This window comes from Streptomyces sp. NPDC048514, from assembly GCF_043199955.1.
Taxonomy (GTDB): domain Bacteria; phylum Actinomycetota; class Actinomycetes; order Streptomycetales; family Streptomycetaceae; genus Streptomyces.
Genome location: NZ_JBICWT010000005.1, coordinates 346,275 through 370,149 on the forward strand (window position 1 = coordinate 346,275; position 23,875 = coordinate 370,149).

Consider the following 23,875-nt stretch of genomic DNA (forward strand, 5'->3'; position numbering starts at 1 on the left):
GATCCGCGGGATCCGCGGAATCCGATCGCCCCGATGACGTGGCGGACCGTTTCGGCAGTGCGCTGTACGGACTTGCCGAACTCGCCCGCGAGGAGGGCGGACTGGTCGGCGCCCTGCGCTCCGACACCGCCGTACGCGCCCTGGAACGGGCCTGCCGCACTCCCGGCGCGCTGCGCACGGCGCGCGAGGCGCGCGTGCCGGATCTGCTCGCCGTCGCCGCACACCTCGAACGCGCCCTGCGCCCCCTGTCCCTCGACTGGTACGGCGACGAGGGCCTCGGCGCCGCCGACCTCTGCCACGCCGCGGCCGGCGGCCCCGCCGCCCTGCCCGGGCTGCTCGCCCGCCACTTCTCCGGCGTGCCGCTGCTGGTCACCGAATACGGCGTACAGCTCCGCTCGCACTACCTGAGACCGGGTTCCGGCGCCGCCGCCCCCGCCGTGCGCGCGCTGCTCGCGGCCTTCACCGGCCGGCTCGCCGCCGAGGTCTACCGCCGGGCCGAGATCCTCACCCCGGGCAACGCCCACGCCCGCCGCTGGCAGGAACGGTGCGGCGCCGACCGGAGCAGGATCCGCACGGTCCACCCCGGCATGGAGGCCGCGCGCTTCGCCGAGGCCGGCGAGTCCCCGGACCGCTCCGAACCGGGCACCCTGGTCTGGGTCGGGCGGATCGAGCCCGCCAAGGACCTGGTCTCCCTCCTGCACGCCTTCGCCGAGATCCGGAAGGAGGAGCCCGGGGCGCGCCTGCGGATCGTCGGCGCTCCCTCCGGCCCCGAGGGCGAGGCCTACTCGAGCCACTGCCGGGCGCTCGCCGCGCAGCTCTTCCCGGACGAGGCGGAGGGCGTGCACGCCGTCGGCGACAATCCGGTCACCTTCGCGGAGATCGGCGGTCCCGAGGCCCCGGTGCTGTCCGACGCCTACGCGGCCGGCGCGGTCGTCGTGCTGTCCAGCGTGGTCGAGGGCTTCCCGATCAGTCTCATCGAGGCCATGCTCTGCGGCCGGCCCACGGTGTCCACGGACGTCGGCGCGGTCGTGGAGGTCATCGGCGGCACGGGCCTCGTCGTGCCCCCGCGCAATCCACGGGCGCTCGCCGAGGCGTGCGTGGCGCTGCTGCGCGACCCCGAGCGCCGTGCGCGTCTCGGCGCCGCCGCGCGCGCCCGGGCGCTCGAACTGTTCACCGTCGAGCAGAACGTCGCGGCATTTCACGGCATTTACCTGGAGATCGTGTCGCACTGTCCGGTCCGCCGCGTCGTCCTCGACGAGGCGGGTGAACCCCTGCCGTTCGCCGCGCCCGCCGAGTCCCACGTACCCGGCCGCTGGACCGGACCCACGGCCCGCGTGCTGCCCCGCCGCATGCCCGGCTGGGCCACGGCCGCTCCGGTACGCGCGACGCCGATGGCGGCCGCGGAGGGGGCGTGATGAGCGCGTTCGAGAACGTACCGGGTGGGCCCGTCGCACCGGACCGGCCCGGGATGCCCAGCGGCGGCGATGCGTGGGACGCCCGCTCGGTGGAGTGGCTGCGAGGCGAGTTGCGCGGCGCGACGCCGACGACCGCCGACGCGGGGCCCCACGCCGACGCCGAGCCTCACGCCGCTGCCCGGCCTCACGTCGTCGCCACTGCCGAGCCTCACGCCGGCGCGGGGCCCCAAGCCGACGCGGGGCGCCAAGCCGACATCGGCATCGACGGCTCGCCTCCTTCGGCCCCTCCCACAAGTCCCGCTCCCACAAGTCCCGCTCCCACAAGTTCCGCTTCCGCAAGCGGTGTCAGCCCCTTGACGCCGACCCAGCGAAGGTCACCGGGGTCCGGCACCGTGGCGGCACCGGCATCCGGGTACGGCACCGAGGCGGGTGCGGCACCGGGGTCCGGCACCGTGGCGGCACCGGCATCCGGGTACGGCACCGAGGCGGGTGCGGCACCGGGGTCCGGCACCGAGGCGGGTGCGGCACCGGCATCCGGGTTCGGCAGCGAGGCGGGTGCGGCACCGGCATCCGGCACCGAGAGTGGTGTGGTACCGGTACCCGGGTACGGCGCCGAGGCGCGTACCGCGTCCGTCGTAGCGGATGCGCAGGGCGGTGAGAGACGGGCCTCCGCCCCCCGGCGCGGGGCCGGGGACCCGGTGAAGGCGCTGCTGCATCGGCACCGTGAGCTGTGCGAGCGCGCCGTCGACCCCTTGGAGATCGCGGCCGGGCTGGAGGCGCACGGGGTCACCGACCGGACCGCCGCCCGCTTCCGGCACCGGGACGTGTTCTCTCTCGCAGAGGAGCTGTACGCGCGCGTGCCGCGCAACGGCGATCCGCGCCCGGAACCCGAGCCCCTGCCCGTGCCCCGCGTTCGCGCCGGCTGGGTCCTGCTCACCCTCCTGCCCGGTGTGCTCGGCGCGATCACCGTGGCCGCGCTGCGATTCACTCACGGGCACCCCCGCCTGCTGGTGGCCCTCGGCGGCACGCTCGCCGTCGGTCTCGCCACGCGTGCGGCACTGCGCCGCGGCCCCCTGTCCGCGCCGCCCGGCACGCACGCCCGGCGCACCGCACTCGCCACGCACGCGTGGACGCTCTGGCTGCTGGGCTACGCCCTCTTCGGCGACGGTCTGCTCGACGCCCTCGTGAGGGGCGGCCCCGGCGCCCTCCCCACCGGAACCCCGCAAGGCCCGTGGCCCACCGCCACCGCGCCCGTCCTCGCCCTCGCGCTGGCCTGCGCCCCGGCGGCCTGGAGCGCCCACCTGCTCAGCGCCGGCGCGCGCCGCAGGCTGGCCGGCAGCCGGGGCCTGGCGGACTTCACGTCGGCCGTGAAACCCCTGCTGCTCGGCACCCTCACGCTGTTCTTCGGCACGCTCACGGTCCTGCTTGCGCTGTGCGGAGCCGTCCTGCACGAACCCGCGGCCTGCCCGCAGGCGCTCGCCCTGGGCGGCCTGCTGCTGCTCGCCCGCCTGCTCACCGTCCACCACCACCGGCACGCCCCCGCCCTCGCGCTCGGCGCCGCGGCGGCCACGGAGGCGGTGGTCCTGGCCCTGCCGCCGGCCGCCCGGCTGCCCGGGTGCGCCGTCCTCGCGGCCCCGGCGCAGACCCTCGTGAACGCCTGGGGAGCGGCCGCCGTCCCCACCCTCGCCTGCGGCGCCGCGGCCCTGGCACTGCTGCTGCACGCCGCCCGCACGCTCACCCGGGCCTCGGCCCACGCGCCCGCGGGAACACCCGAGTGAACCGTTTGCCGCCGGTCCGACCGGGGCCACCTCGCCGGCCGTCCGCCTGACTGCACCGGGCGACGGCCGGCGGCGCCCGGCTCACGGCCGGAGGCATCCGCACCACCCCTTTGAAGGAGACGACCAGATGACCACCTCCCGACCCGGAGCGTCCGGGGCCACCGGAACCGCCGGAGCGGCCGCAGAAGCCCTCGCACCGTCCGGTACAGCCGGCGAGCACACCCCGGGAGCCGCACGATGAGGGTCCTGCTGACCGGAGCCAACGGATACATCGGCCGCTTCGTCGCCGACCGTCTGCTGGCCGACCCGGCCGTGCAGCTCACCGCGCTCGGCCGGGGCGACGACGCCGACGTCCGCTTCGACCTGGCCACCGGCAGCCCGGGCGCGCTGACCCGCTTCCTCGACGCGGTGCACCCCGGGGTCGTCGTCAACTGCGCGGGCGCCACCCGGGGCGGCGCCCGGGACCTCACCCGGCACAACACCGTCGCCGTCGCCACCATCTGCGAGGCCCTGCGGCGCAGCGGCTGCGGCGCCCGTCTCGTGCAGATCGGGTGTGGTTCCGAGTACGGCCCCAGCCAGGCGGGCTCCTCTACGGCCGAGGACGCCGTACCGCGCCCCGGCGGCCCCTACGGCGTCAGCAAGCTCGCCGCGACGGAACTGGTCCTCGGATCCGGTCTCGACGCCGTCGTCCTGCGCGTCTTCTCGCCGGCGGGCCCGGGCACCCCGGCCGGCTCCCCGCTGGGCAGGCTCGCCGAGGCCATGCGCCGTGCCATGCAGTCCGGCGACGGCGAACTCAAGCTCGGCGGGCTCGGTGTCCAGCGCGACTTCGTGGACGTACGCGACGTCGCGCGCGCCGTGCACGCCGCCTCACTCTCCGCCGCACAGGGCGTCATCAACATCGGTTCCGGGCGTGCCGTCCGGCTGCGCGACGCCGCCGCGGTCCTCGCGCGCGTCGCCGGGTACGGCGGCGCGCTGCACGAGCTCGACGCCCCGCCCGGCCCCCTGCGCGCCGCCATCGGCCACCCGCGCCCCGAATCCGACCACGCGGGCCCGATGGCGTACCCGTACCCCGACGGCTGCGGCAGCTGGCAGCAGGCCGACGTGCGCACCGCCCGCGACCGGCTCGGCTGGCGGCCCCGGATCAACCTCGAAGAATCCTTGGCGGACATCTGGATGGAGGCGGCATGTCGCATCTGACCAGCACCACCGCGAGCGCTTCGCGCACCGGCGTACGCACCGCCCTCGGCATCCCCGGTTACGCCCACCCGCTCGTCGCCCCCGCCCAGTGGGCCGAGCTCGCCCGCCCGGGCACCCCGCTGGACTGGGTGGTCCTCGATGTGGCCTCAGGCCCCGGCACCCGCCCCGACCCGCACTGCCTGGAGTCCGCGGGCCGGCTGCGTGCCCTGGGCGTCCGCGTCCTCGGCCGGCTGGACCTCACCTACGGCGCCCGCACCATCCCCGACCTGCTCACCGACGCACACCGCTACCTCGACTGGTACCGGGTCGGCGGCTTCCTGCTGGACCGCTGCCCCACGGGGCGCACCGCGCTCCCCGAGGTCCGGCGCGCGATCACCACGCTCCGCGGGATCGGCGACTCCGTCCACATCGTCCTCGGCCACGGCAGCCACCCGCACCCGGGCTACGCGGAGCACGCCGACCAGCTGGTGTCCTTCAGCGGCCCCTGGTCCGACTACCGCTGGTCGCAGGTCGCCGAGTGGACCGCGGACTACCCGCCCGACCGCTTCTGCCACTTCGTGCACGGCGTGCCCCTCGGCCATCTGGACGAGGCCCTGCGCATAGCCCGCTGGCAAGGGGCGGCGACGATCTACTTCACGGACCGCACCGACGGGGGCGGCCGCGCGGACCCCTGGGAGACGATGCCCGGCTACTGGGACGAAATCGTCTCGCGGGTCGGAACGGGTGTCTCGGAATGAAGAAGGCCGTGGCAGTGTTACGGGGAGAACAACTGTAGTGATCGACCGATCAACGGAGTCCCCGTGTCGCTGCCACCCCTGGTCGAGCCAGCTCCTGAGCTCACCGTAGACGAGGTCCGCCGGTACTCCCGCCACCTGATCATCCCGGACGTCGGGATGGACGGGCAGAAGCGGCTGAAGAACGCCAAGGTGCTCTGCGTGGGCGCCGGCGGCCTGGGCTCGCCGGCGCTGATGTACCTGGCCGCCGCGGGCGTAGGCACGCTCGGCATCGTGGAGTTCGACGAGGTCGACGAGTCCAACCTGCAGCGCCAGATCATCCACAGCCAGGCCGACATCGGCCGTTCCAAGGCCGAGTCCGCGCGCGACAGCGTCAAGGGCATCAACCCTTACGTGAACGTGGTCCTTCACGAGGAGCGGCTGGAAGCCGACAACGTGATGGACATCTTCAGCCAGTACGACCTCATCGTCGACGGCACGGACAACTTCGCGACCCGTTACCTCGTCAACGACGCGTGCGTGCTGCTGAACAAGCCGTACGTGTGGGGTTCGATCTACCGCTTCGACGGCCAGGCCTCCGTCTTCTGGTCCGAGCACGGCCCCTGCTACCGCTGCCTGTACCCGGAGCCCCCGCCCCCCGGCATGGTCCCCTCCTGCGCCGAGGGCGGCGTCCTCGGCGTGCTGTGCGCGTCCATCGGCTCCATCCAGGTCAACGAGGCCATCAAGCTCCTCGCGGGCATCGGTGAGCCGCTGGTCGGCCGGCTGATGATCTACGACGCCCTGGAGATGCAGTACCGCCAGGTCAAGGTCCGCAAGGACCCCGACTGCGCGGTGTGCGGCGACAACCCGACCGTCACCGAGCTCATCGACTACGAGGCCTTCTGCGGCGTGGTCTCCGAGGAGGCCCAGGAGGCCGCCGCCGGCTCGACGATCACTCCGAAGCAGCTCAAGGAGTGGATCGACGACGGCGAGAGCATCGAGATCATCGACGTCCGCGAGCCGAACGAGTACGAGATCGTCTCCATCCCGGGCGCCAAGCTGATCCCGAAGAACGAGTTCCTCATGGGCACCGCCCTGGAGGGCCTCCCGCAGGACAAGAAGATCGTCCTGCACTGCAAGACGGGTGTCCGCAGTGCGGAAGTCCTCGCGGTCCTGAAGTCCGCGGGCTTCTCCGACGCCGTCCACGTGGGCGGCGGCGTCATCGGCTGGGTCAACCAGATCGAACCGGACAAGCCGGTCTACTGACCGCCCTCCCGCCGGCCGGCGGGCCAGGAAGCCCGTGGCACCGACCACCTCGGTGCCACGGGCTTCTGCCGTGACCGCCGTCGTGAACGTCTGCTGTGGCTGTGGCTCCTGCCATGTCTGCGGGGTTCGCTCCTGCCGGGCCCATGACGCCATCGCCGGCACGGCAGGCGCCCGGCCCCCGTCCGCTCCGCGTCGGGAGCAGCCGCGTCAGGAGCAGACAGTGCCGTCCTTCGGTACCGTCCCCTTCAGCAGATAGGCGTTCACCGCCGAGTCGACGCAGTCGCTGCCGCTGCCGTACGCCCCGTGTCCCTCGCCCTTCCAGGTCAGTTCGACACCGACCCCCCTGCCCAGTTCGTCGGCCATCCGGCGGGCGCCCTCGTACGGGGTCGCCGGGTCGCCGGTGTTGCCGACGAGCAGGACCGGCGCCGCGCCCTGAGCGCTGACCTCCGGGGTGTCGAACTGGCCGGGCACCGGCCAGCCGTGGCACCAGCCGGCCGTGTCCCAGGCCAGGAAGTCCCCGAACACCGGCGAGATCCGCTCGAACCCGGCCAGCCGTCGCTCGGTCTCGGCACCCGTCGGCCGTTGCCTGTCGTCCAGGCACGATATGGCCCGCTGGGAGTGGGACGTCGTGCCGTAGCGGCCCGCGGAGTCCCGCTCGTTGTAGTCGTCGGCGAGCTTCAGCAGCCGCGAACCGTCGCCCTTCCGAGCCGCCCGGAGCGCGGCGGTAAGCTCCGGCCAGCTGGTCTCCCTGTACAGCGGCAGGACGATCCCGGTGACCGCGAGTGTCTGGGTCAGCTTCCGCCCGGACGACGTCGGCAGGGGTTCGGCGTCGATCCGCTCGAGCAGGTCCGCGATGTCCCGTGACCCCCGCTCGGGGTCCTGGCCCGTGGACTTCAGGTAGTCGTCGAGCGCCCGCTGGAAACCGCGCGCCTGGTTCTCGGCATGGCCCACCGTGTCCGCGGCCGGGTCCACCACCGCGTCGAGGATCAGCCGTCCCACCCGCTTCGGGAACAAGTGGGCGTACACCCCGCCCAGTTCGGTGCCGTAGGAGATGCCGAAGTAGTGCATCCGGGTGTCGCCGAGGACTTGGCGCATCAGGTCCATGTCCCGTGCGGTGTCGGTGGTGGACACGTGGGCCAGCAGCCGGCCGGCGGTCTTCCGGCAGCCCTTGCCGAAGTCGGCGGCGTCCTGGAAGAACGCCTGCTGCTCGGCCGGGGTGTCCGGGGTGGCGTCCACGTCCTCGGCGGCCTCGATCTCCCGGTCGGCCCGGCATCGGATGCCCTCGCTCCCGCCCACCCCGCGCGGATCCCAGCTCACCAGGTCATAGCGCTCCCGGAGAGAGGCGGCCGTCGTCGCGTAGTACGGCATCGTCGAAACGCCCGAGCCGCCCGGGCCACCGAAGTTGAAGAGCAGGGAGCCGATGCGGTCACCACCGGCCGCCTGTGCGCGGATGAGGGCGAGGCCGATCGTCGCACCGTCCGGCTTCGACCAGTCCAGCGGCACCTGGAGCGTCGCGCACCGCCAGTCGCCGCCCGGCGCAGGGGAGTCCCGGGTGGCCTTGCAGCGCTGCCAGTCGAGGTGCTGGGCGGTGAGGGACGCCGGAAGGCCGCCCGAGGGCTTGGGGCCCGATGCCGACGGGGGAGCCGTGTCCGCCTCTTTGCCCTCGCTCCCACCCCCGGTTCCGCCGCCGCCCGACGAGCCACCGCCGCAACCGGCCACCAGCAGCGCCGCGGTCACGGCGGCCGTCCAGCGCAGGAATCGCCACATGAGCACCCCCTCACAGGCCCTTCGCGTCGTGCCGCGCCGGGCGTTCACGCCATCGTAGGCGCAGCGCCCTCATCCCGTTGCGGCCTGTGGATAACCCTCTGACCTGCTACTACTGCGACTTGCGCCGTTTCCGGCCGGCCGCGCCCAGTGTCGGTCACCCTCGTGCCGGTCGTCCCAGCGTCGGTCGTCCCAGCGTCGGTCGTCCTCGTGCCGGCCGCGACCCAGCGTCGGTCACCCTCGTGCCGGTCTTCCCAGCGTCGGTCGTGCCAGCGTCGATCGTCCTCGTGCCGGCCGCGACCCAGCGTCGGTCACCCTCGTGCCGGTCGTCCCAGCGTCGGTCGTGCCAGCGTCGGTCGTCCTCGTGCCGGCCGCCCTCGTGTCAGGAGCAGACCTTGCCGGCCTTCGGCACCTTCCCGTCCAGCAGGTAGCCGTTCACCGCGCCCTGCACGCACTTGTTCTTGCTGTCGTACGCCCCGTGCCCCTGCCCCTTGTACGTCAGCTGTACGGCGACGTCCTTGCCGAGCGCGTCCACCATCTTCTTCGCGCCCTCGTACGGCGTCGCCGGATCACCGGTGTTGCCGACGACGAGGATGGGCGCCGATCCGGAGGCGCTGACGTCGGGATGGTCCGCGGCGCCCGGCACGGCCCAGTCGGTGCAGCTGACCATGCCCCAGGCGAGGTAGTCCCCGAACAGCGGTGAGGCGGTGCGGAAGTCGGGCAGTTTCTTCTGCACGTAGTCCGCCGTGTAGCGGGGCTTCTCGTCGGCGCAGTTGATCGCGATGTTCGCCGCGGTGAGATTGCTGTACTCCCCGTTCTCCGAGCGGCCGTTCATCGAGTCGGACAGCAGCATGAGGACCTTGCCGTCACCGTCGTACGCCTGCTCCAGACCCTCGGTCAGGTACTCCCAGAAGTCCTTCGAGTACAGGGACTGCGCGATGCCGTTGGTGGCGGCGGTCTGGGTGAGCTGGCGCGGGAAGATGCCGGGGATCGGCTTCTTCTCCAGGTCCTTCAGCAGCTTGGCGATACGGTTCTTCACATCCTGCGGGGTGTCCCCGATCGGGCACTCCGTGGTCTTCGACGTGCAGTCCTCGGCGAAGTTGTCGAGGGCGAGCTGGAAGCCCTTGGCCTGTCCGAGCGCGCTCTGCTCCGGGTCCTGCGTGGGATCGACCACACCGTCGAGGACGGCCCGGCCGACGTGCCGGGGGAACAGGTGGGCGTAGACGCCGCCCAGCTCGGTGCCGTAGGAGATGCCGAAGTAGTAGAGCTTGTCGTCGCCGAGGACCTTGCGCATCAGGTCCATGTCGCGTGCCACGTCCGTGGTGCGCACGTGCGGCAGGACCGGCTTGGAGTTCTTCTCGCAGGCCGCGTTGAACTGCTTGGTGCGCTTCAGCAGTTCGGCCCGCTCCGCGCTGTCGTCGGGCGTCGCGTCCTGCTGGAAGTACGCGTCCAGCTGGGAGTCGTTCTCGCACTCCACCGGCGCGCTGCGACCGACCCCGCGCGGATCGAAGCTGACCAGGTCGTAGCGGGTGCGCAGGGTGCCGTAGTCCGCGGCGAACGCCGGGAGTGTGCTGACGCCGCTGCCGCCGGGGCCGCCGAAGTTGAACACGAGCGAGCCGATGCGCTTGTTCGCCGGGCCGCTGGCCTTGGCCCGGATCAGAGCGATGTCGATGGTGTCGCCCTTGGGGTGCGCCCAGTCCAGGGGTGCCTTCATGGTGGCGCACTGCCACTTGGTCCCGTTCGGCAGCGGGGACGGGGCACTGCCGCCGCCCTCCGCCTCGGACGGCGCCGGACAGTCCTTCCAGTCCAGCTTCTGCGTCGTGACGTCCCCGTCCCTCGGGCTGTCTCCGCAGCCGGCCAGCAGGGCGGACAGCAGCACGGCTGTGGTCGTCAGGGCAGCGGCGCGCAGCCGGGAGGGGTTCGCCATGTCTCCATCCTGGGGGCGCGCGGGCCGAGGCGCGCGCGGGGCGCGGGCCGTACGAGGTACGCCCCGCGCAGGCCACGTCGGGCCCGGTGGTGCTCCCACGAGGCCTCGCCGGCCGGACCGCGGCTAGAGGGCGCCCTTGCGGGTCAGGTGGTTGAAGGCCAGCCAGCCCGGCAGCACCGGCAGCCACAGGGTCAGCAGCCGGAACAGCAGGACGGCCGGGGCCGCGACCTCCTTCGGAAGGCCGAAGGCGATCAGACCGAGCGTGAGGCTGGCCTCCACCGCGCCCACGCCGCCCGGGGTGGGGGCCGCGGAGCCGAGCGCGTTGCCGGCGAGGAAGACCACCGCGACGCTGGCGATGCTCAGCGAGGTCGTGCCGTCGCCGAACGCCCGGACGGAGGCGTCCAGGCACATCACGAAGCACGCGGTCAGCAGGAGCATGCCGCCGATGCCGGTGACGAGTTTCTGCGGCCGCTGGAGCACGTCGAGCATGCGCGGTACGACACCGGCGAACAGCGACCGCACGCGCGTGACGACGAACTTGCGCAGGAACGGCACCGAGGTCACCACGAGGACCAGTACCGCCACGGTCAGCAGGCCCGCGATGACGGTGCGGGACGGCGACAGGGACGGCGTCTTCTCGGTACCCGTCAGATAGCCGAAGGACAGCAGCATCAGGATGTGACAGCCGAGCCCGAACAGCTGTGACGCCCCGACGCTGGCCACCGCGAGTCCCGGACGTACGCCGGTGCGCTGCAGGAAGCGGGTGTTGAGCGCCACACCGCCGACGGCGGCCGGTGCCACGATCTTCACGAACGAGCCGGCGACCTGCGCCGCCACCGTCCTCAGGAACGGAACGCGTTCCGGCACGAAGCCCAGGAGGGCCATCGCCGCGGCCACGTAGCTGAGCGCGGAGAACAGCACCGCCGCGGCCACCCAGCCCCATTGGGCCTGCGCGAACAGCGTGCCGAACTCGATGTGCGTGAGCTGCGTCAGCAGGTAGTACGCGCCGATCGCACCGGCGATGAAGCTTATGAGCGTGCGCGGCCGCACCCGCTCCAGCCGGGCCGGCTCCACGGGCGCCTGCGGCCGGATCCGCAGCACCTGGTGCCTGATCTGGGTGAGCAGATCCTCCTCGCGGGCCTCGTCGAGGGCTTCGTCGATGGCCCGCTGCTCCGCGCGCTGCTCGGCGCGGACCGCCTTCTTGTCCGGCTTCTCGATGACGGGCGAGGCCGTCTGTGACGCCTCCTCCAGGCGGGCCTGCTTGGCCTGCCGGGAGGCCTCCAGCACGGCCTCGCGTTCGCGCTGGGCCCGCTCCCGGGCCAGTCGGCGCAGTGTCGCGCGCGTGGAGCGCGTCAGCGCGATCGGCTGGAGCATCGGCAGACAGTCGGCGACCGCGTCCGGCCCGAGCACGTCGACCGCCGAGGCCACCGCCCGTTCGGCGCCGGCCCGCAGGGCGAGCGTGGTGACCAACTGGGCGACGTCCATGCGCAGCAGCAGGTCGCCCGCCGCGATCTCGCCACCGCGCAGCTCGGTGAGGATCACCCTGCCGGAACGATCCACCAGAATCGCGTCTCCGGCCAGCCTGCGGTGCGCGATGCGCCGCGACTGCAGCGCCTGCACCTGCTGCCAGGTATTGCGCAGCAGCTCGTCGGTGATGTCCTCGTCGGCCAGCGAGTCCAGCGTGCGCCCGCCGGTGTGCTCGTAGACGAGCATGACCGCGTCGGGTCCCAGTTCGGAGGTGGCGATCAGTTTGGGCGCGTTGGCGCCGGCCGCGATCGCCGCATACGCCAGCAGGGCCTCCTGCTCCAGGGCCTGCCGCAGCGACTGGAGGCTGGAGCGGGTGGCGAAGCCCCGCAGCGTCAGATTGCGCCAGGCGCGGTAGAAGAAGCCCTGTGCCTGCTGTTCCCGGTCGACGACCGTGACGTCCAGCGGCGGGCCGTCCTCCAGGGTGACGAAGTAGCGCCGGCCGCGGTCCCCGTTCTCCGACTCGGCGGCCTCCTCGCGAGACGTGCTGACGGGGTGGAAGCCGACGTGCCGCAGGCCCGCCATCAGCGTCTGCCCGGTGGGGCGGACGTTGGGGGAACCGACCGCGTACAGGGTGCCGTAGGCGACGGTCCAGCCGATCAGCACCGTCAGGATGATCGAGAAGGGTGTCGTGTAGCCGGTGACGAGCATCGAGAACGCGTCGAGCAGCAGCACGATCCACAGCACCGCACGCCATCTGGGGCGGCGGGACATGCCGACGGCCGTCATGTAGGCGATGACGGGCGCCAGATAGCCGTGCACCGGGTCGGTCAGGGCGTGGATGTCGCCCGGCGAGGGCTGGGTGAGCGCCTCCTGGATCGAGCCGGGCGCCGCCTGCGCGACCCACAGATCGGTGGTGAGCGTCACTCCGTGGGCGAGGACGGCCGCCAGGACGCCGTCGGCGATGCGCAGCCCGTCCCGTTTGATCAGCCGTTCGATCGCGAAGGCGACCGGGACCAGGAGGATCGCGATGCTGGACGCCAGCCCCGCGATCTTGATGAGGAGGTCGGGGGCCTGCCCGGTGCCCTTGTTGATGTCCTGCTCGAGGCCGGAGGTGGTGCCGTGCGCGAACGCGGCGATCGCGAGCAGCACGGCGATGGCGAGCACGCCCACCAGGAGCCGCATGAGGTCGGAGGGGCGGTGCACGCGCGCAGGGAGCAGCGGCTCGTCTCCCTCGACCTCCTCGGCGTGGGGGTCGTCGCCGGCACCGGGGCCGTCGGCGGGACCGGGGCCGTCGCCGGGACTGCGGCCGTCGGCGGGACCGGGGCCGTCGCCGGGGCCGCGGCCGTCGTCGGGAGCGCGGCCGGGGGGCGGGTTCTTCGTCACGTGCGCCCCCTTGCCTGCGTCGTCGCCGCCCGAGTCCGCGCGCGCGGACTCGGAGTGTGCGGTGCCCTCAGGGGTGCCCGCCGCGCTTTCGGGGTGCACGCCCTGCTGCTTCATCTTCTCTTCTTGGTCTCGTATCACCGGTCACCGCCCGCACGATGGTGGCATGCTCCACCGACACACGCGGCCATCAGGGTGTGTGTGCGCGGGCGCACAGTCTGCCGGAATCGCCGCCCGGGGGCGAGAGGAGCGGTGTGCGCGGCCGGCGTCCGGATGTCGGTGCGGTGCGGCAGGATGGGACGGATGAGCGAGCAGAGGCCGGCCGGGGAGACCCGCGAGGAGTACGCGGACGCACTGCCCGAGTACGCCGAGCGGGTCCTCGAGGTCGCCGAGCGGATTCCGCCGGGAAGGGTCATGTCGTACGGCGATGTCGCCGAATGGCTGGCCGAAGGGGGGCCGCGTCAGGTCGGCCGGGTGATGGCCCTCTACGGCGGCGCCGTCCCCTGGTGGCGCGTGGTGCGCGCCGACGGTGTGCTGCTGGCCGGCCACGAGCTGCGCGCGCTCGCGCACTACCGCGCGGAGGGCACACCGCTGAAGGAGGCGGGCAGGAGCACCGCGGGCCACCTGCCGCGGCTCGACATGCGACGGGCCCGGTGGGACGGCGGTGCGGGCGCGGACGGTCACACCTGACAGCTTCCGCCACCGGAGGCCGCCCGGGACGGCCTGTGATCCGTACGGGTGACAGAGGGGACGTCCGTGGCATGACGTACGTTCGTGAGGTGTGGGACACGCGTGGCGTGAGCGCCGCGAGGGAAGAACCGGAAGCCGCGCTTCCGTCCGGAGCGGCGGCGTAGCGTCGACGGCGCGCGTCACCCTCACCCCGCGGCCACCGCCTCGCGCGCCCGACCGCCCGACCGCCCGCCAGCACGACCACCAGGACCGGCCAACCACGTGAGCTCCTCTTCCTCCACCAGGCGCCCGCCGCACTCCCAGGTGCGGCAGGGGAGCCGTGGCGCTTACCGTCTGGTCCGTACCCCTTCGGCCACGGTGGATCCCCCCCGACTGGACGCCGCGCAGCGCGCCGCGGTTGACCACCGCTCCGGACCGCTGCTCGTCCTCGCGGGCCCGGGCACCGGCAAGACCACCACCCTGGTCGAGTCCGTGGCCGCGCGGATCGCCCGGGGCGGCGACCCGGACCGCATCCTGGTGCTGACCTTCAGCCGCAAGGCCGCCGTCGACCTGCGCGATCGCATGGCCCTGCGGATAGGCGCGGCCCGCGCCCCCAGGGCGACCACGTTCCACTCGTACTGCTACGCACTGGTGCGCGCCCACCAGGACAGCGACCTGTTCGCCGAGCCGCTGCGCCTGCTCTCCGGACCCGAACAGGACGTCACCGTCCGCGAGCTGCTCGCCGGCCAGCCGGGACTGGAGCGGCTCGGGCTGAGCCACGTGCGCTGGCCGGACGAGCTGCGCGCCTGCCTGACCACGCGTGGCTTCGCCGACGAGGTCCGCGCGGTGCTGGCCCGCAGCCGCGAGCTGGGCCTCGCCCCCGGCGCCCTGGACGCCTTCGCCCGCCGTATCGGCCGCCCCGACTGGCGGGCTGCCGCCGCGTTCCTCGCCGAGTACCTCGACGTACTCGACATGCAGGGCGTGATCGACTACGCCGAGCTCGTCCACCGCGCGGTCCTGCTCGCCCGCCGCCCCGAGGCGGCCGCCCGGCTCACCGCCCGGTACGACGCCGTGTACGTCGACGAGTACCAGGACACCGACCCGGCCCAGGTAAGGCTGCTGCACGCGCTGGCCGGCGGCGGACGCACCCTGATCGCCTTCGGCGACCCCGACCAGTCGATCTACGCCTTCCGCGGCGCCGACGTCAACGGCATCCTCGACTTCCCCGGAGCGTTCCCGCGCGCGGACGGCCGCCCGGCCCCCGTCGAGGTGCTGCGAACCGCCCGCCGGTCCGGCGCCGGCCTGCTGGCCGCGACCCGCCTGATCACCCAGCGCATGCCGCTGCCCAGGCTGCCCGCCGACAAGGTGCGCGCCCACCGCGAGCCGTCCGCCGTACGCGACGGCGGCCGCGTCGAGGTCTACACGTACCCGACGCCCGGCACGGAAGTGGACAACATCGCGGACATCCTGCGCCGCGCGCACCTGGAGGACGGCGTCCCGTGGAGCGACATGGCCGTACTGGTGCGTGCCGGAGCCCGCGCCCTGCCGACCCTGCGCCGCGCCCTCACCGCGGCCGGCGTCCCGGTGGACATCGACGGCGACGACCTGCCCCTGCGGCACGAGCCTGCGGTGGCACCGCTGCTGGCGGCCCTGCGGGCGGTGGCCACGGCCGAGGCACGGACCACGGCAGAGGCCCGACGCCGTGAGCACGAACCCACGGTGCCCTCCGCGGACGACGAGCCCGTGGTGCCTTCCGCACACGACGAGTCCGTGGCGTCCTCCGCACACGACGAGCCCGGGACGGTTCCCGCACACGACGAGCGCGGGACGGCTCCCGAGGACGAGCCCATGACGGCTCCCGGGGACGAGTCCGTTGCGGTCTCCGGGGAAGGGGAGCCCCCCGTAGGGGAAGCCGCGGCCGACGGCCTCGGGGAACGGGCCCCGGACACCTACTGGCTCGACACCGAGACCGCTCTCGCCCTGCTCGCCTCCCCCCTCGCCGGCATGGACACCGCCGACCTGCGCCGCCTCGGGCGAGCCCTGCGCGAGGAGGAGCGGACCGCGGGGAACCCGCTGCCGCCCCCGTCCGGCGAACTGCTCGCGCGGGCGCTCGCCGAACCCGAGCGCCTGGCCGTGCACGACCCGGCCTACGCACGCGGGGCGCAGCGCCTCGGCGCACTGCTCTGCAAGGCCCGCGAGCGCCTCGCCGGCGGCGGCACGGCCGAGGAGGCGCTGTGGGACCTGTGGGACGGCACCCCGTGGCCCACGCGGCTGGAGCGGACCGCCCGGCGCGGCGGCGCGGCCGGCCGCAACGCCGACCGGGACCTGGACGCCGTGTGCGCCCTGTTCGCCACCGCCGCGCGCGCGGAGGAAAGGACCGGCGGCCGCGGCGCCCTGAACTTCCTGGCGGAGATCGAGGCCGAGGACATCGCCGCCGACACGCTCGCGGGCCGCGCGGTACGCCCGGACGCCGTACGCCTGATGACCGCGCACCGCTCCAAGGGGCTGCAGTGGCGGCTGGTCGTCGTCGCCGGGGTCCAGGAGGGGCTCTGGCCCGACCTGCGCCGCAGGGGCTCACTGCTGGAGGCCGACCGCATCGGCCGCGACGGACTCGCCGAACCGCTCACCCCCGGCGCCCTGCTCGCCGAGGAGCGCCGCCTTTTCTATGTGGCCGCCACGCGCGCGCGGGAGCGCCTCGTCGTCACCGCCGTGAAGGCTCCCGCCGACGACGGCGACCAGCCCTCCCGCTTCCTGAGGGAACTGGGCGTCGAGGCGAGGGACGTCACCGGACGCCCCCGCCGGCCGCTGTCGGTCGCCGCGCTCGTCGCCGAGCTGCGCGCCACCACCGTCGACCCGCGCGCGTCAGCCGCCCTGCGCGAGGCCGCCGCCCGCCGGCTGGCCCGGCTCGCCGCGCTCACCGACGAGGACGGCCGCCCTCTGGTGTCGTCCGCGCACCCCTACCGCTGGTGGGGCATGTTCGAGCCGACCGAGAGCAAGGTGCCGCTGCGCCACCGCGACCAGCCCGTCGTGCTCTCGGGCAGCGCCCTGGACCAACTCGCCAACACCTGCGCCCTGCAGTGGTTCCTGGGCCGCGAGGTGAAGGCGGACGCGCCCGCCACCACGGCGCAGGGCTTCGGCAACGTCGTCCACGTCCTCGCCGACGAGGTCGCCTCCGGCCGCACCCCGGCCGACCTCGACGTCCTGATGGAACGCCTGGACTCGGTGTGGAACGCGCTCGCCTTCGACGCCCCCTGGAAGTCGCGGCAGGAGAAGGACAACGCGCGCGTGGCGCTCGAACGGTTCCTGAACTGGCATGTACTGAACCGCACCGGCCGCACCCCCGTGGCCAGCGAGCAGGACTTCGACGTCACCCTGGAGGCGGGCGACTACGAGATCCGCATCCGCGGCCAGATGGACCGCGTGGAGACGGACGGGGACGGCCGGGCCTACGTGGTCGACTTCAAGACCGGCAAGCAGGCACCGAGCGCCGCCGAGGTGTCCCGCCATCCCCAGCTCGCCGTCTACCAGCTCGCCGTCCGCGAAGGCGCCGTCGACGCGGCCTTCGACGGCCGCCGCCCCGAACCGGGCGGCGCCGAACTGGTGCACCTGCGGCAGGGCGCCGCGGGACGCGACGGCGGCGAGAGCCTGCCCAAGGTGCAGACCCAGGAGCCGCCGGCGGGGGAGTGGGTCGGTGAACTGCTGGCCGGCGCCGCCGGGAAGGTCCTCGACGAACGGTTCACGCCGAGCACCGGCCAGCACTGCACGCACTGCGCGTTCCGTGCCTCGTGCAGCGCCCGTCCGGAGGGCCGTCACGTGGTCGAGTGAGCTGCGGACAGGAGGGGGTGACGTACGGCACCCCACGCGCTGACCTGCGTCTCTTCCGCTCCGGAGGGTCGATCCGTCCTCGGCTGTCAGTCCTCGCCGCTAGCCTCTTTCGACATGCCCGCCCGAATCACCGACCCCGAGCAGCTCAAAGAGCTCCTCGGCATCCCGTTCACCCCGGAGCAGACGGCCTGCATCACCGCGCCGCCCGCCCCGCAGGTGATCGTGGCGGGAGCCGGGTCCGGCAAGACCACCGTGATGGCCGCCCGCGTGCTCTGGCTGGTGGGCACCGGTCAGGTCTCCCCCGAACAGGTCCTCGGGCTGACCTTCACCAACAAGGCCGCCGGCGAGCTGGCCGAACGCGTCCGCAAGGCGCTGGTCAAGGCCGGCGTCACCGACCCCGACGCGCTCCCGTCACCCGACCGCGGTTCCCCGACGGCAGCGCCGCACCCCGACCCCTCCGCGTGGGACCCGGACAACCCGCCCGGCGAGCCGGTCATCTCGACGTACCACTCCTTCGCCGGCCGGCTGCTCACCGACCACGGGCTGCGCCTGGGCCTGGAGCCCACCTCCCGCCTGCTGGCCGACGCCACCCGATACCAGCTCGCCGCGCGCGTGCTGCGCGAGGCCCCCGGCCCCTACCCGGCGCTCACCCGCTCCTTCGCCGACCTCGTCAGCGACCTGCTCACCCTCGACTCCGAGCTCGCCGAGCACCTCGTCGGCCCCGCGGAACTGCGCGCCTGGGACGCCGGCCTGCTGCACACCCTGCAGGGCGCCAAGCTCACCAACGCCGACCTGCGCAAGGTCCCCGAGGCGGCCGCGGCACGCCGGGAGCTCACCGAACTCGTCGAGCGCTACCGGGCCGCCAAACGCGAGCGGGACCTGCTCGACTTCGGCGACCAGATCGCCCTGTCCGCCCGCCTCGCCCGCGTCCCCGAGGTGGGCCGCCTGCTGCGCGAGGAGTTCCGCGTGGTGCTCCTGGACGAGTACCAGGACACCTCCGTCGCCCAGCGCGTCCTGCTCGCGGGACTGTTCGGCGACGGCACCGGCCACCCGGTGACCGCCGTCGGCGACCCCTGTCAGGCCATCTACGGCTGGCGCGGTGCCTCCGTCGCCAACCTGGACGACTTCCCCGCGCACTTCGCCCACGCCGACGGCCGGCCCGCCACCCGGCAGGCGCTCAGCGAGAACCGGCGCAGCGGCGGCCGCCTCCTCGACCTCGCCAACGGCCTCGCCGAGCCCCTGCGCGCCATGCACGCGGGCGTGGAGGCACTCCGCCCGGCCCCCGGCGCCGAACACGACGGCACGGTCCGCTGCGCCCTGCTGCGCACACATGCCGAGGAGATCGACTGGATCGCCGACTCCCTCGCCCACCTCGTGCGCACCGGCACGGCCCCCGGCGAGATCGCCGTCCTGTGCCGTACCGCGGGCGACTTCGCCGAGATCCAGGGCGCCCTCGTGGCCCGCGACATCCCCGTCGAGGTGGTCGGCCTGTCCGGGCTGCTGCACCTGCCCGAGATCGCCGACCTCGTCGCCGTCTGCGAGGTCCTGCAGGACCCCGGGGCCAACGCCTCCCTGGTACGGCTGCTGACCGGACCGCGCTGGCGCATCGGCCCCCGGGACCTCGCGCTCCTCGGCCGCCGCGCCCGTCTGATGGTGGCCCACGCGCGCGTGGACGACACCGACGACCCGGACCGGCGGCTCGCCGCGGCCGTCGAAGGGGTCGACCCGTCCGAGGTGACCTCGCTCGCGGACGCCCTGGACACCTTCCTGGAATCGCCGACGGCGCGGGACTTCGAGGGAGGTGCCGACGACGGGCTGCCGTTCTCCCCGGACGCACGCGTGCGCTTCGCCCGCCTGGCCGCGGAGCTGAGGGACCTGCGCCGCTCCCTGGCCGACCCGCTGATGGACGTCCTGCACCGCGTCCTCGCGGTCACCGGTCTGGAGGTGGAACTGTCGGCGTCGCCGCACGCCCTGGCCGCCCGCCGCCGGGAGACCCTGTCCAACTTCCTCGACGTCGCCGCGTCCTTCGCGGCGAGCGACGGCGAGGCCACCCTGCTCGCCTTCCTCGGCTTCCTGCGCACCGCCGCCCAGTACGAGAAAGGCCTCGACAACGCCCTGCCGGGCGGCGAGAACACCGTCAAGGTGCTCACCGCCCACAAGTCCAAGGGCCTGGAGTGGGACGTCGTGGCCGTCCCGGGACTCGTCCGCGGCACCTTCCCCAGCGCCCAGGGCCGCGAGAAGTGGACCGCGCAGGCCAAGGTGCTGCCGCACGCCCTGCGCGGTGACACCGACACCCTCCCGGACGTCGGCTCCTGGGACGCGCGCGGGATGAAGGCCTTCCACGAGGCCATGAAGGACCACCAGCACACCGAGGAACTACGCCTCGGCTACGTCACCTTCACCCGCCCCCGCTCCCTGCTGCTCGGCTCCGGCCACTGGTGGGGCCCCAGCCAGAAGAAGCCGCGCGGCCCCTCCGACTTCCTCCAGGCCCTGTACGACCACTGCGCCGCCGGGCACGGCGAGATCGAGGCCTGGGCCGACGAACCCGCCGAGGACGAGGAGAACCCGGCCCTGCACACGGCCTCCGCCGACCAGGTGTGGCCGCTTCCGCTGGACGACGACGCCCTCGCCCGCCGCCGCGAGGCCGCCGACACCGTTCTCGCCCACCTGGACGCCCTCGCAGCCATGGACGGCCACCCCCTGGTCGCCCACACCCCCGCCGCCCACGACGACCCGGAGTGGCCCGCCGCACCGGACGACGACCCCCTGGGCGAGGATCCGTACGCGGAGGACTTCCCCGAGGACGAGGACCCCTTCGGCGCCGAGCGCCCGTACGAGGACCCTCTCGGCGCCGAGAGCCTGTACGAGGACCCTCTCGGCGCCGAGAGCCTGTACGAGGAGCCTTTCGGTACGGAGCACCCGTACGAGGAGCCTTTCGGCGCAGAGCACACGTACGAGGAGCCTTTCGTCGGGGAGCGCCCTGTGGAGCCTTCGGGCGAAGAGCGCCCGCCCCGACGGGGGGCGACGCGGGACGGACGGCCGAAGGTCCCCCACCAGGCATCCGCGCCGCAGGGCCGCCCCCGGCCGGCCGGACCGCCGACTCGTCCCGCCCTGCCGCCCGAGGAAGCCCGCGTCGTCGCCTCCTGGGACCGCGACCTCGACGCCCTCACCGGGGAGCTGCTGCGCGCCCGGCGGACCGTCACGGACGTCCCCCTGCCCACCACCCTCACCGCGTCCCAGCTGCTGCGGCTGGCCGAGGACCCGGACGGGCTCGCACAGGAACTCGCGCGCCCCATGCCGCGCCCTCCACAACCGGCCGCGCGCCGGGGCACCCGGTTCCACGCCTGGGTCGAGGCCCGCTTCGAGGAGTTGACGCTGCCCCTGCTCGAACCGGAGGAGCTGCCCGGCGGCGACGCCGAGATCGCCGACGAAGAGGACCTGGCAGCCCTGAAGGAGGCCTTCGAAAGCACCGAGTACGCCCGCCGCACGCCGTACCGGGTCGAGGCACCCTTCCAGATCACGCTCGCCGGCCGTGTCGTACGCGGCCGCATCGACGCCGTCTACAAGGTGGGCGACGGCGACGAGGCGACGTACGAGATCGTCGACTGGAAGACCGGCCGCACCCGCACCGCGGACCCGCTCCAGCTCGCCGTGTACCGGCTGGGCTGGGCCGAGCAGCAGGGCGTGCCGCCCGAATCCGTCACGGTCGCCTTCCTGTACGTGCGCAGCGGCGAGGTCGTGCGCCCCCGGGGACTGCCGGACCGGGAGGCCCTGGAGCGGCTGCTCACGGGCGGGACGGAGGCGGCGCGGGGGACGGCCTCGGAGTGACGGGGGAGACAGCGCCGGTGTGACGAACCGCCCGCCGAGGATGTCGGTGCGGGCGGATAGGCTCGTGAGCATGAGCCAGACCCCGGACAGCGCTGTCCGCATGTACATCGAGCAGCATCGCGCCGCCTTCCTCGACGACCTCACCGCATGGCTGCGCATCCCCTCCGTGTCGGCCCAGCCCGAGCACGCGCCCGATGTACGGCACAGCGCCGACTGGCTCGCCGCCCGGCTCAAGGGGACGGGCTTCCCCACGGCCGAGGTCTGGCAGACCCCGGGCGCACCGGCCGTCTTCGCCGAGTGGCCCTCGGACGACCCCGACGCACCCACCGTGCTCGTCTACGGCCACCACGACGTACAGCCCGCCGCCCCCGAGGACGGCTGGGACAGCGACCCCTTCGAGCCGGTCGTCCGGGAGAACCGCCTCTACGCGCGCGGGGCGGCCGACGACAAGGGCCAGGTGTTCTTCCACACACTCGGCGTCCGTGCCCACCTCGCCGCCACCGGCCGCACCACCCCCGCGGTCAACCTGAAGCTGCTGATCGAGGGCGAGGAGGAGTCCGGCTCCCCGCACTTCCGGGCCCTCGTGGAGGAGCATGCGGGACGGCTCGCCGCGGACGCGGTGATCGTCTCCGACACCGGCATGTGGTCCGAGGACACCCCGACCGTGTGCACCGGCATGCGCGGCCTCGCCGAGTGCGAGGTCCGTCTGTACGGCCCCGGCCAGGACATCCACTCCGGCTCCTTCGGCGGTGCCGTGCCCAACCCGGCCACCGCCGCCGCCCGCCTGGTCGCCGCCCTCCACGACGAGGACGCGCGCGTGGCGATCCCCGGCTTCTACGACGGCATCGTCGAGCTGACCGACCGCGAACGCGAGCTGTTCGCCGAGCTGCCCTTCGACGAGGAGCGCTGGCTGCGCACCGCCAAGTCCCGTGCCACCCACGGCGAGGCCGGCCACACCACCCTGGAGCGCATCTGGGCCCGTCCGACCGCCGAGGTCAACGGCATCGGCGGCGGCTACCAGGGCCCCGGCAGCAAGACGATCATCCCGTCCTCGGCGCTGGTGAAGCTGTCGTTCCGGCTGGTCGCCGGCCAGGACCCGGACCACATCGAGAAGGCCGTCCGCGCCTGGGCCGCCGAGCAGGTGCCCGCCGGGATCCGGCACGAGATCGACTTCGGTTCGGCCACGCGCCCGTGCCTGACCCCGCTCGACCACCCGGCCCTGCAGTCCGTGGCCCGCGCCATGGGCCGCGCCTTCGAGGGACCCGTCCGCTTCACCCGCGAGGGTGGCTCAGGACCCGCGGCGGACCTCCAGGAAGTCCTCGGGGCCCCCGTGCTCTTCCTCGGCATCTCCGTCCCCTCCGACGGCTGGCACGCCCCCAACGAGAAGGTCGAGCTGGACCTGCTGCTCAAGGGCGTCGAGACCAGTGCCTACCTGTGGGGGGACCTGGCCGACACCTGGCGGCCCGCGCCCTGACCGGCCGGCGCCGTACGGAAGGGCACGGTGCGCGGGGCACACTGGAGGAACCGCCCCGCACACCCCGCCCGGCCCGGTGCCCTCCCGTCCCATGCCCTGCCGAACCGTCCGCCGATACGAACCGCTGCACTGGGGGAGTTGGAAGCACCCGTGACCACCTGGACCGACGACACAGCAGACCGACCCATCTCGCTGACCGCCCCGAGCGGCATCGACCGCGCCGCCCACCACCGGCTGGACGAGGCCTGGCTCGCGGCGGCGTGGAGCCACCCCACGACCCGCTGCTTCGTCGTCTCCGGCGGCCAGGTGCTCATCGACGAGGCCCCGGACGGCCGGACCGAACTCGTCATGACGCCGTCCTTCGAGGCCCCGCTCACCGAGGCGCACCGCTACTTCCTGGGCATCGACGAGGAAGGCGTCAGCTACTTCGCGCTCCAGAAGGACGCGCTTCCCGGCCGTATAGACCAGTCCGCCCGCCCGGCGGGCCTGCGCGAGGCCGGGCTGCTGCTGTCACCGCGCGACACCGGGCTCATGGTCCACGCGGTGGGCCTGGAGAACTGGCAGCGCACGCACCGCTTCTGCTCCCGCTGCGGTGAGCGCACGGTCATCGCCGCCGCCGGCCACATCCGCCGCTGCCAGGCCTGCGGCGCGGAGCACTACCCGCGCACCGACCCGGCCGTGATCATGGCTGTGACCGACGAGGACGACCGCATTCTGCTCGGCCGCCAGGTCCACTGGCCGGAGGGCCGCTTCTCCACGCTCGCCGGCTTCGTCGAGCCCGGCGAGTCCATCGAGCAGACGGTGCGCCGGGAGGTGTTCGAGGAGGTCGGTGTCAGCGTCGGTACCGTGGAGTACGTGGCCAGCCAGCCCTGGCCCTTCCCGTCCAGCCTGATGCTCGGCTTCATGGCCCGCGCCACGTCCACCGAGATCGAGGTCGACGGCGACGAGATCCACGAGGCCCGCTGGTTCTCCCGCGAGGATTTGCACGAGGCCTTCGAGTCCGGCGAGGTGCTGCCGCCCTACGGCATCTCCATCGCGGCCCGCCTGATCGAGATGTGGTACGGCAAGCCCCTGCCGACCCGCAGCTTCGTCTGACAGCCCTGCCCCGGCGGCCGGCGCCGGGGTCAGGCGCACGGCCCGGCCGGTGCCCGGGCCGAGAAACGGCAGGGCGG

General features: G+C 73.7%; 13 protein-coding genes. 10 read left to right on the forward strand and 3 right to left on the reverse strand.

Annotation, left to right across the window (positions count from 1 at the left end):
* The 5 genes from ACGFT2_RS13290 to moeZ all read left to right on the forward strand — a co-directional run.
* Positions 1 to 1,415 (forward strand): glycosyltransferase (locus ACGFT2_RS13290; RefSeq protein ID WP_393277140.1); only part of this gene is annotated, 1,415 nt, incomplete at its 5' end.
* Positions 1,416 to 1,807: 392 nt separating this feature from the next.
* Positions 1,808 to 3,193 carry a hypothetical protein gene (locus tag ACGFT2_RS13295; RefSeq protein WP_393277143.1) on the forward strand — a complete coding sequence of 462 codons (1,386 nt, stop codon included), beginning with the start codon at positions 1,808 to 1,810 and terminating at the stop codon, positions 3,191 to 3,193.
* Positions 3,194 to 3,430: 237 nt separating this feature from the next.
* Entirely contained in the window at positions 3,431 to 4,390 is a 960-nt protein-coding gene (locus tag ACGFT2_RS13300) for an NAD-dependent epimerase/dehydratase family protein (protein ID WP_393277146.1), read from the forward strand.
* Positions 4,378 to 5,127: a spherulation-specific family 4 protein gene (locus ACGFT2_RS13305; RefSeq protein ID WP_393277149.1), complete on the forward strand. Its 750-nt coding sequence runs from the start codon at positions 4,378 to 4,380 to the stop codon at positions 5,125 to 5,127. Before ACGFT2_RS13300 ends, ACGFT2_RS13305 begins: the two co-directional genes overlap by 13 nt.
* A gap of 63 nt (positions 5,128 to 5,190) precedes the next feature.
* Positions 5,191 to 6,369, forward strand: coding sequence for an adenylyltransferase/sulfurtransferase MoeZ (gene moeZ, locus ACGFT2_RS13310; RefSeq protein ID WP_393277152.1), 1,179 nt, complete (start codon positions 5,191 to 5,193; stop codon positions 6,367 to 6,369).
* Positions 6,370 to 6,576: 207 nt separating this feature from the next.
* On the opposite strand, the gene ACGFT2_RS13315 is transcribed toward moeZ, so the two are convergent.
* The 3 genes from ACGFT2_RS13315 to ACGFT2_RS13325 form a co-directional block, all read right to left on the reverse strand.
* A complete protein-coding gene (locus ACGFT2_RS13315; RefSeq protein WP_393277155.1) occupies positions 6,577 to 8,136 on the reverse strand; it encodes an alpha/beta hydrolase in 1,560 nt (519 codons plus the stop codon).
* Positions 8,137 to 8,515: 379 nt separating this feature from the next.
* The gene (locus ACGFT2_RS13320; RefSeq protein ID WP_393277158.1) at positions 8,516 to 10,060 is read right to left on the reverse strand and encodes an alpha/beta hydrolase; all 1,545 of its coding nucleotides are present in this window, start codon (positions 10,058 to 10,060) and stop codon (positions 8,516 to 8,518) included.
* A gap of 123 nt (positions 10,061 to 10,183) precedes the next feature.
* On the reverse strand, positions 10,184 to 13,024 hold the full coding sequence (locus ACGFT2_RS13325) for a lysylphosphatidylglycerol synthase domain-containing protein (RefSeq protein ID WP_393277160.1): 2,841 nt from the start codon (positions 13,022 to 13,024) through the stop codon (positions 10,184 to 10,186).
* Positions 13,025 to 13,210: 186 nt separating this feature from the next.
* Here ACGFT2_RS13325 and ACGFT2_RS13330 point away from each other — a divergent pair, with 186 nt between their 5' ends.
* The 5 genes from ACGFT2_RS13330 to nudC all read left to right on the forward strand — a co-directional run bounded on the left by ACGFT2_RS13330 (position 13,211) and on the right by nudC (position 23,798).
* Complete coding sequence (locus ACGFT2_RS13330) at positions 13,211 to 13,597, forward strand: MGMT family protein (RefSeq protein WP_393277165.1); 387 nt, start codon at positions 13,211 to 13,213, stop codon at positions 13,595 to 13,597.
* Positions 13,598 to 13,858: 261 nt separating this feature from the next.
* On the forward strand, positions 13,859 to 17,401 hold the full coding sequence (locus tag ACGFT2_RS13335; protein ID WP_393277168.1) for an ATP-dependent helicase: 3,543 nt from the start codon (positions 13,859 to 13,861) through the stop codon (positions 17,399 to 17,401).
* A 114-nt stretch (positions 17,402 to 17,515) separates the two neighbouring features.
* Positions 17,516 to 21,229, forward strand: coding sequence for a UvrD-helicase domain-containing protein (locus ACGFT2_RS13340; protein WP_393277171.1), 3,714 nt, complete (start codon positions 17,516 to 17,518; stop codon positions 21,227 to 21,229).
* Between the two features lie 70 nt (positions 21,230 to 21,299).
* Positions 21,300 to 22,703 (forward strand): dipeptidase, encoded by a 1,404-nt coding sequence (locus ACGFT2_RS13345; protein WP_393277174.1) that lies wholly within the window; start codon positions 21,300 to 21,302, stop codon positions 22,701 to 22,703.
* Positions 22,704 to 22,853: 150 nt separating this feature from the next.
* Positions 22,854 to 23,798, forward strand: a complete 945-nt coding sequence (gene nudC / locus ACGFT2_RS13350) for an NAD(+) diphosphatase (RefSeq protein WP_393277177.1) — start codon at positions 22,854 to 22,856, stop codon at positions 23,796 to 23,798.
* The last annotated feature ends 77 nt before the right edge of the window (positions 23,799 to 23,875 follow it).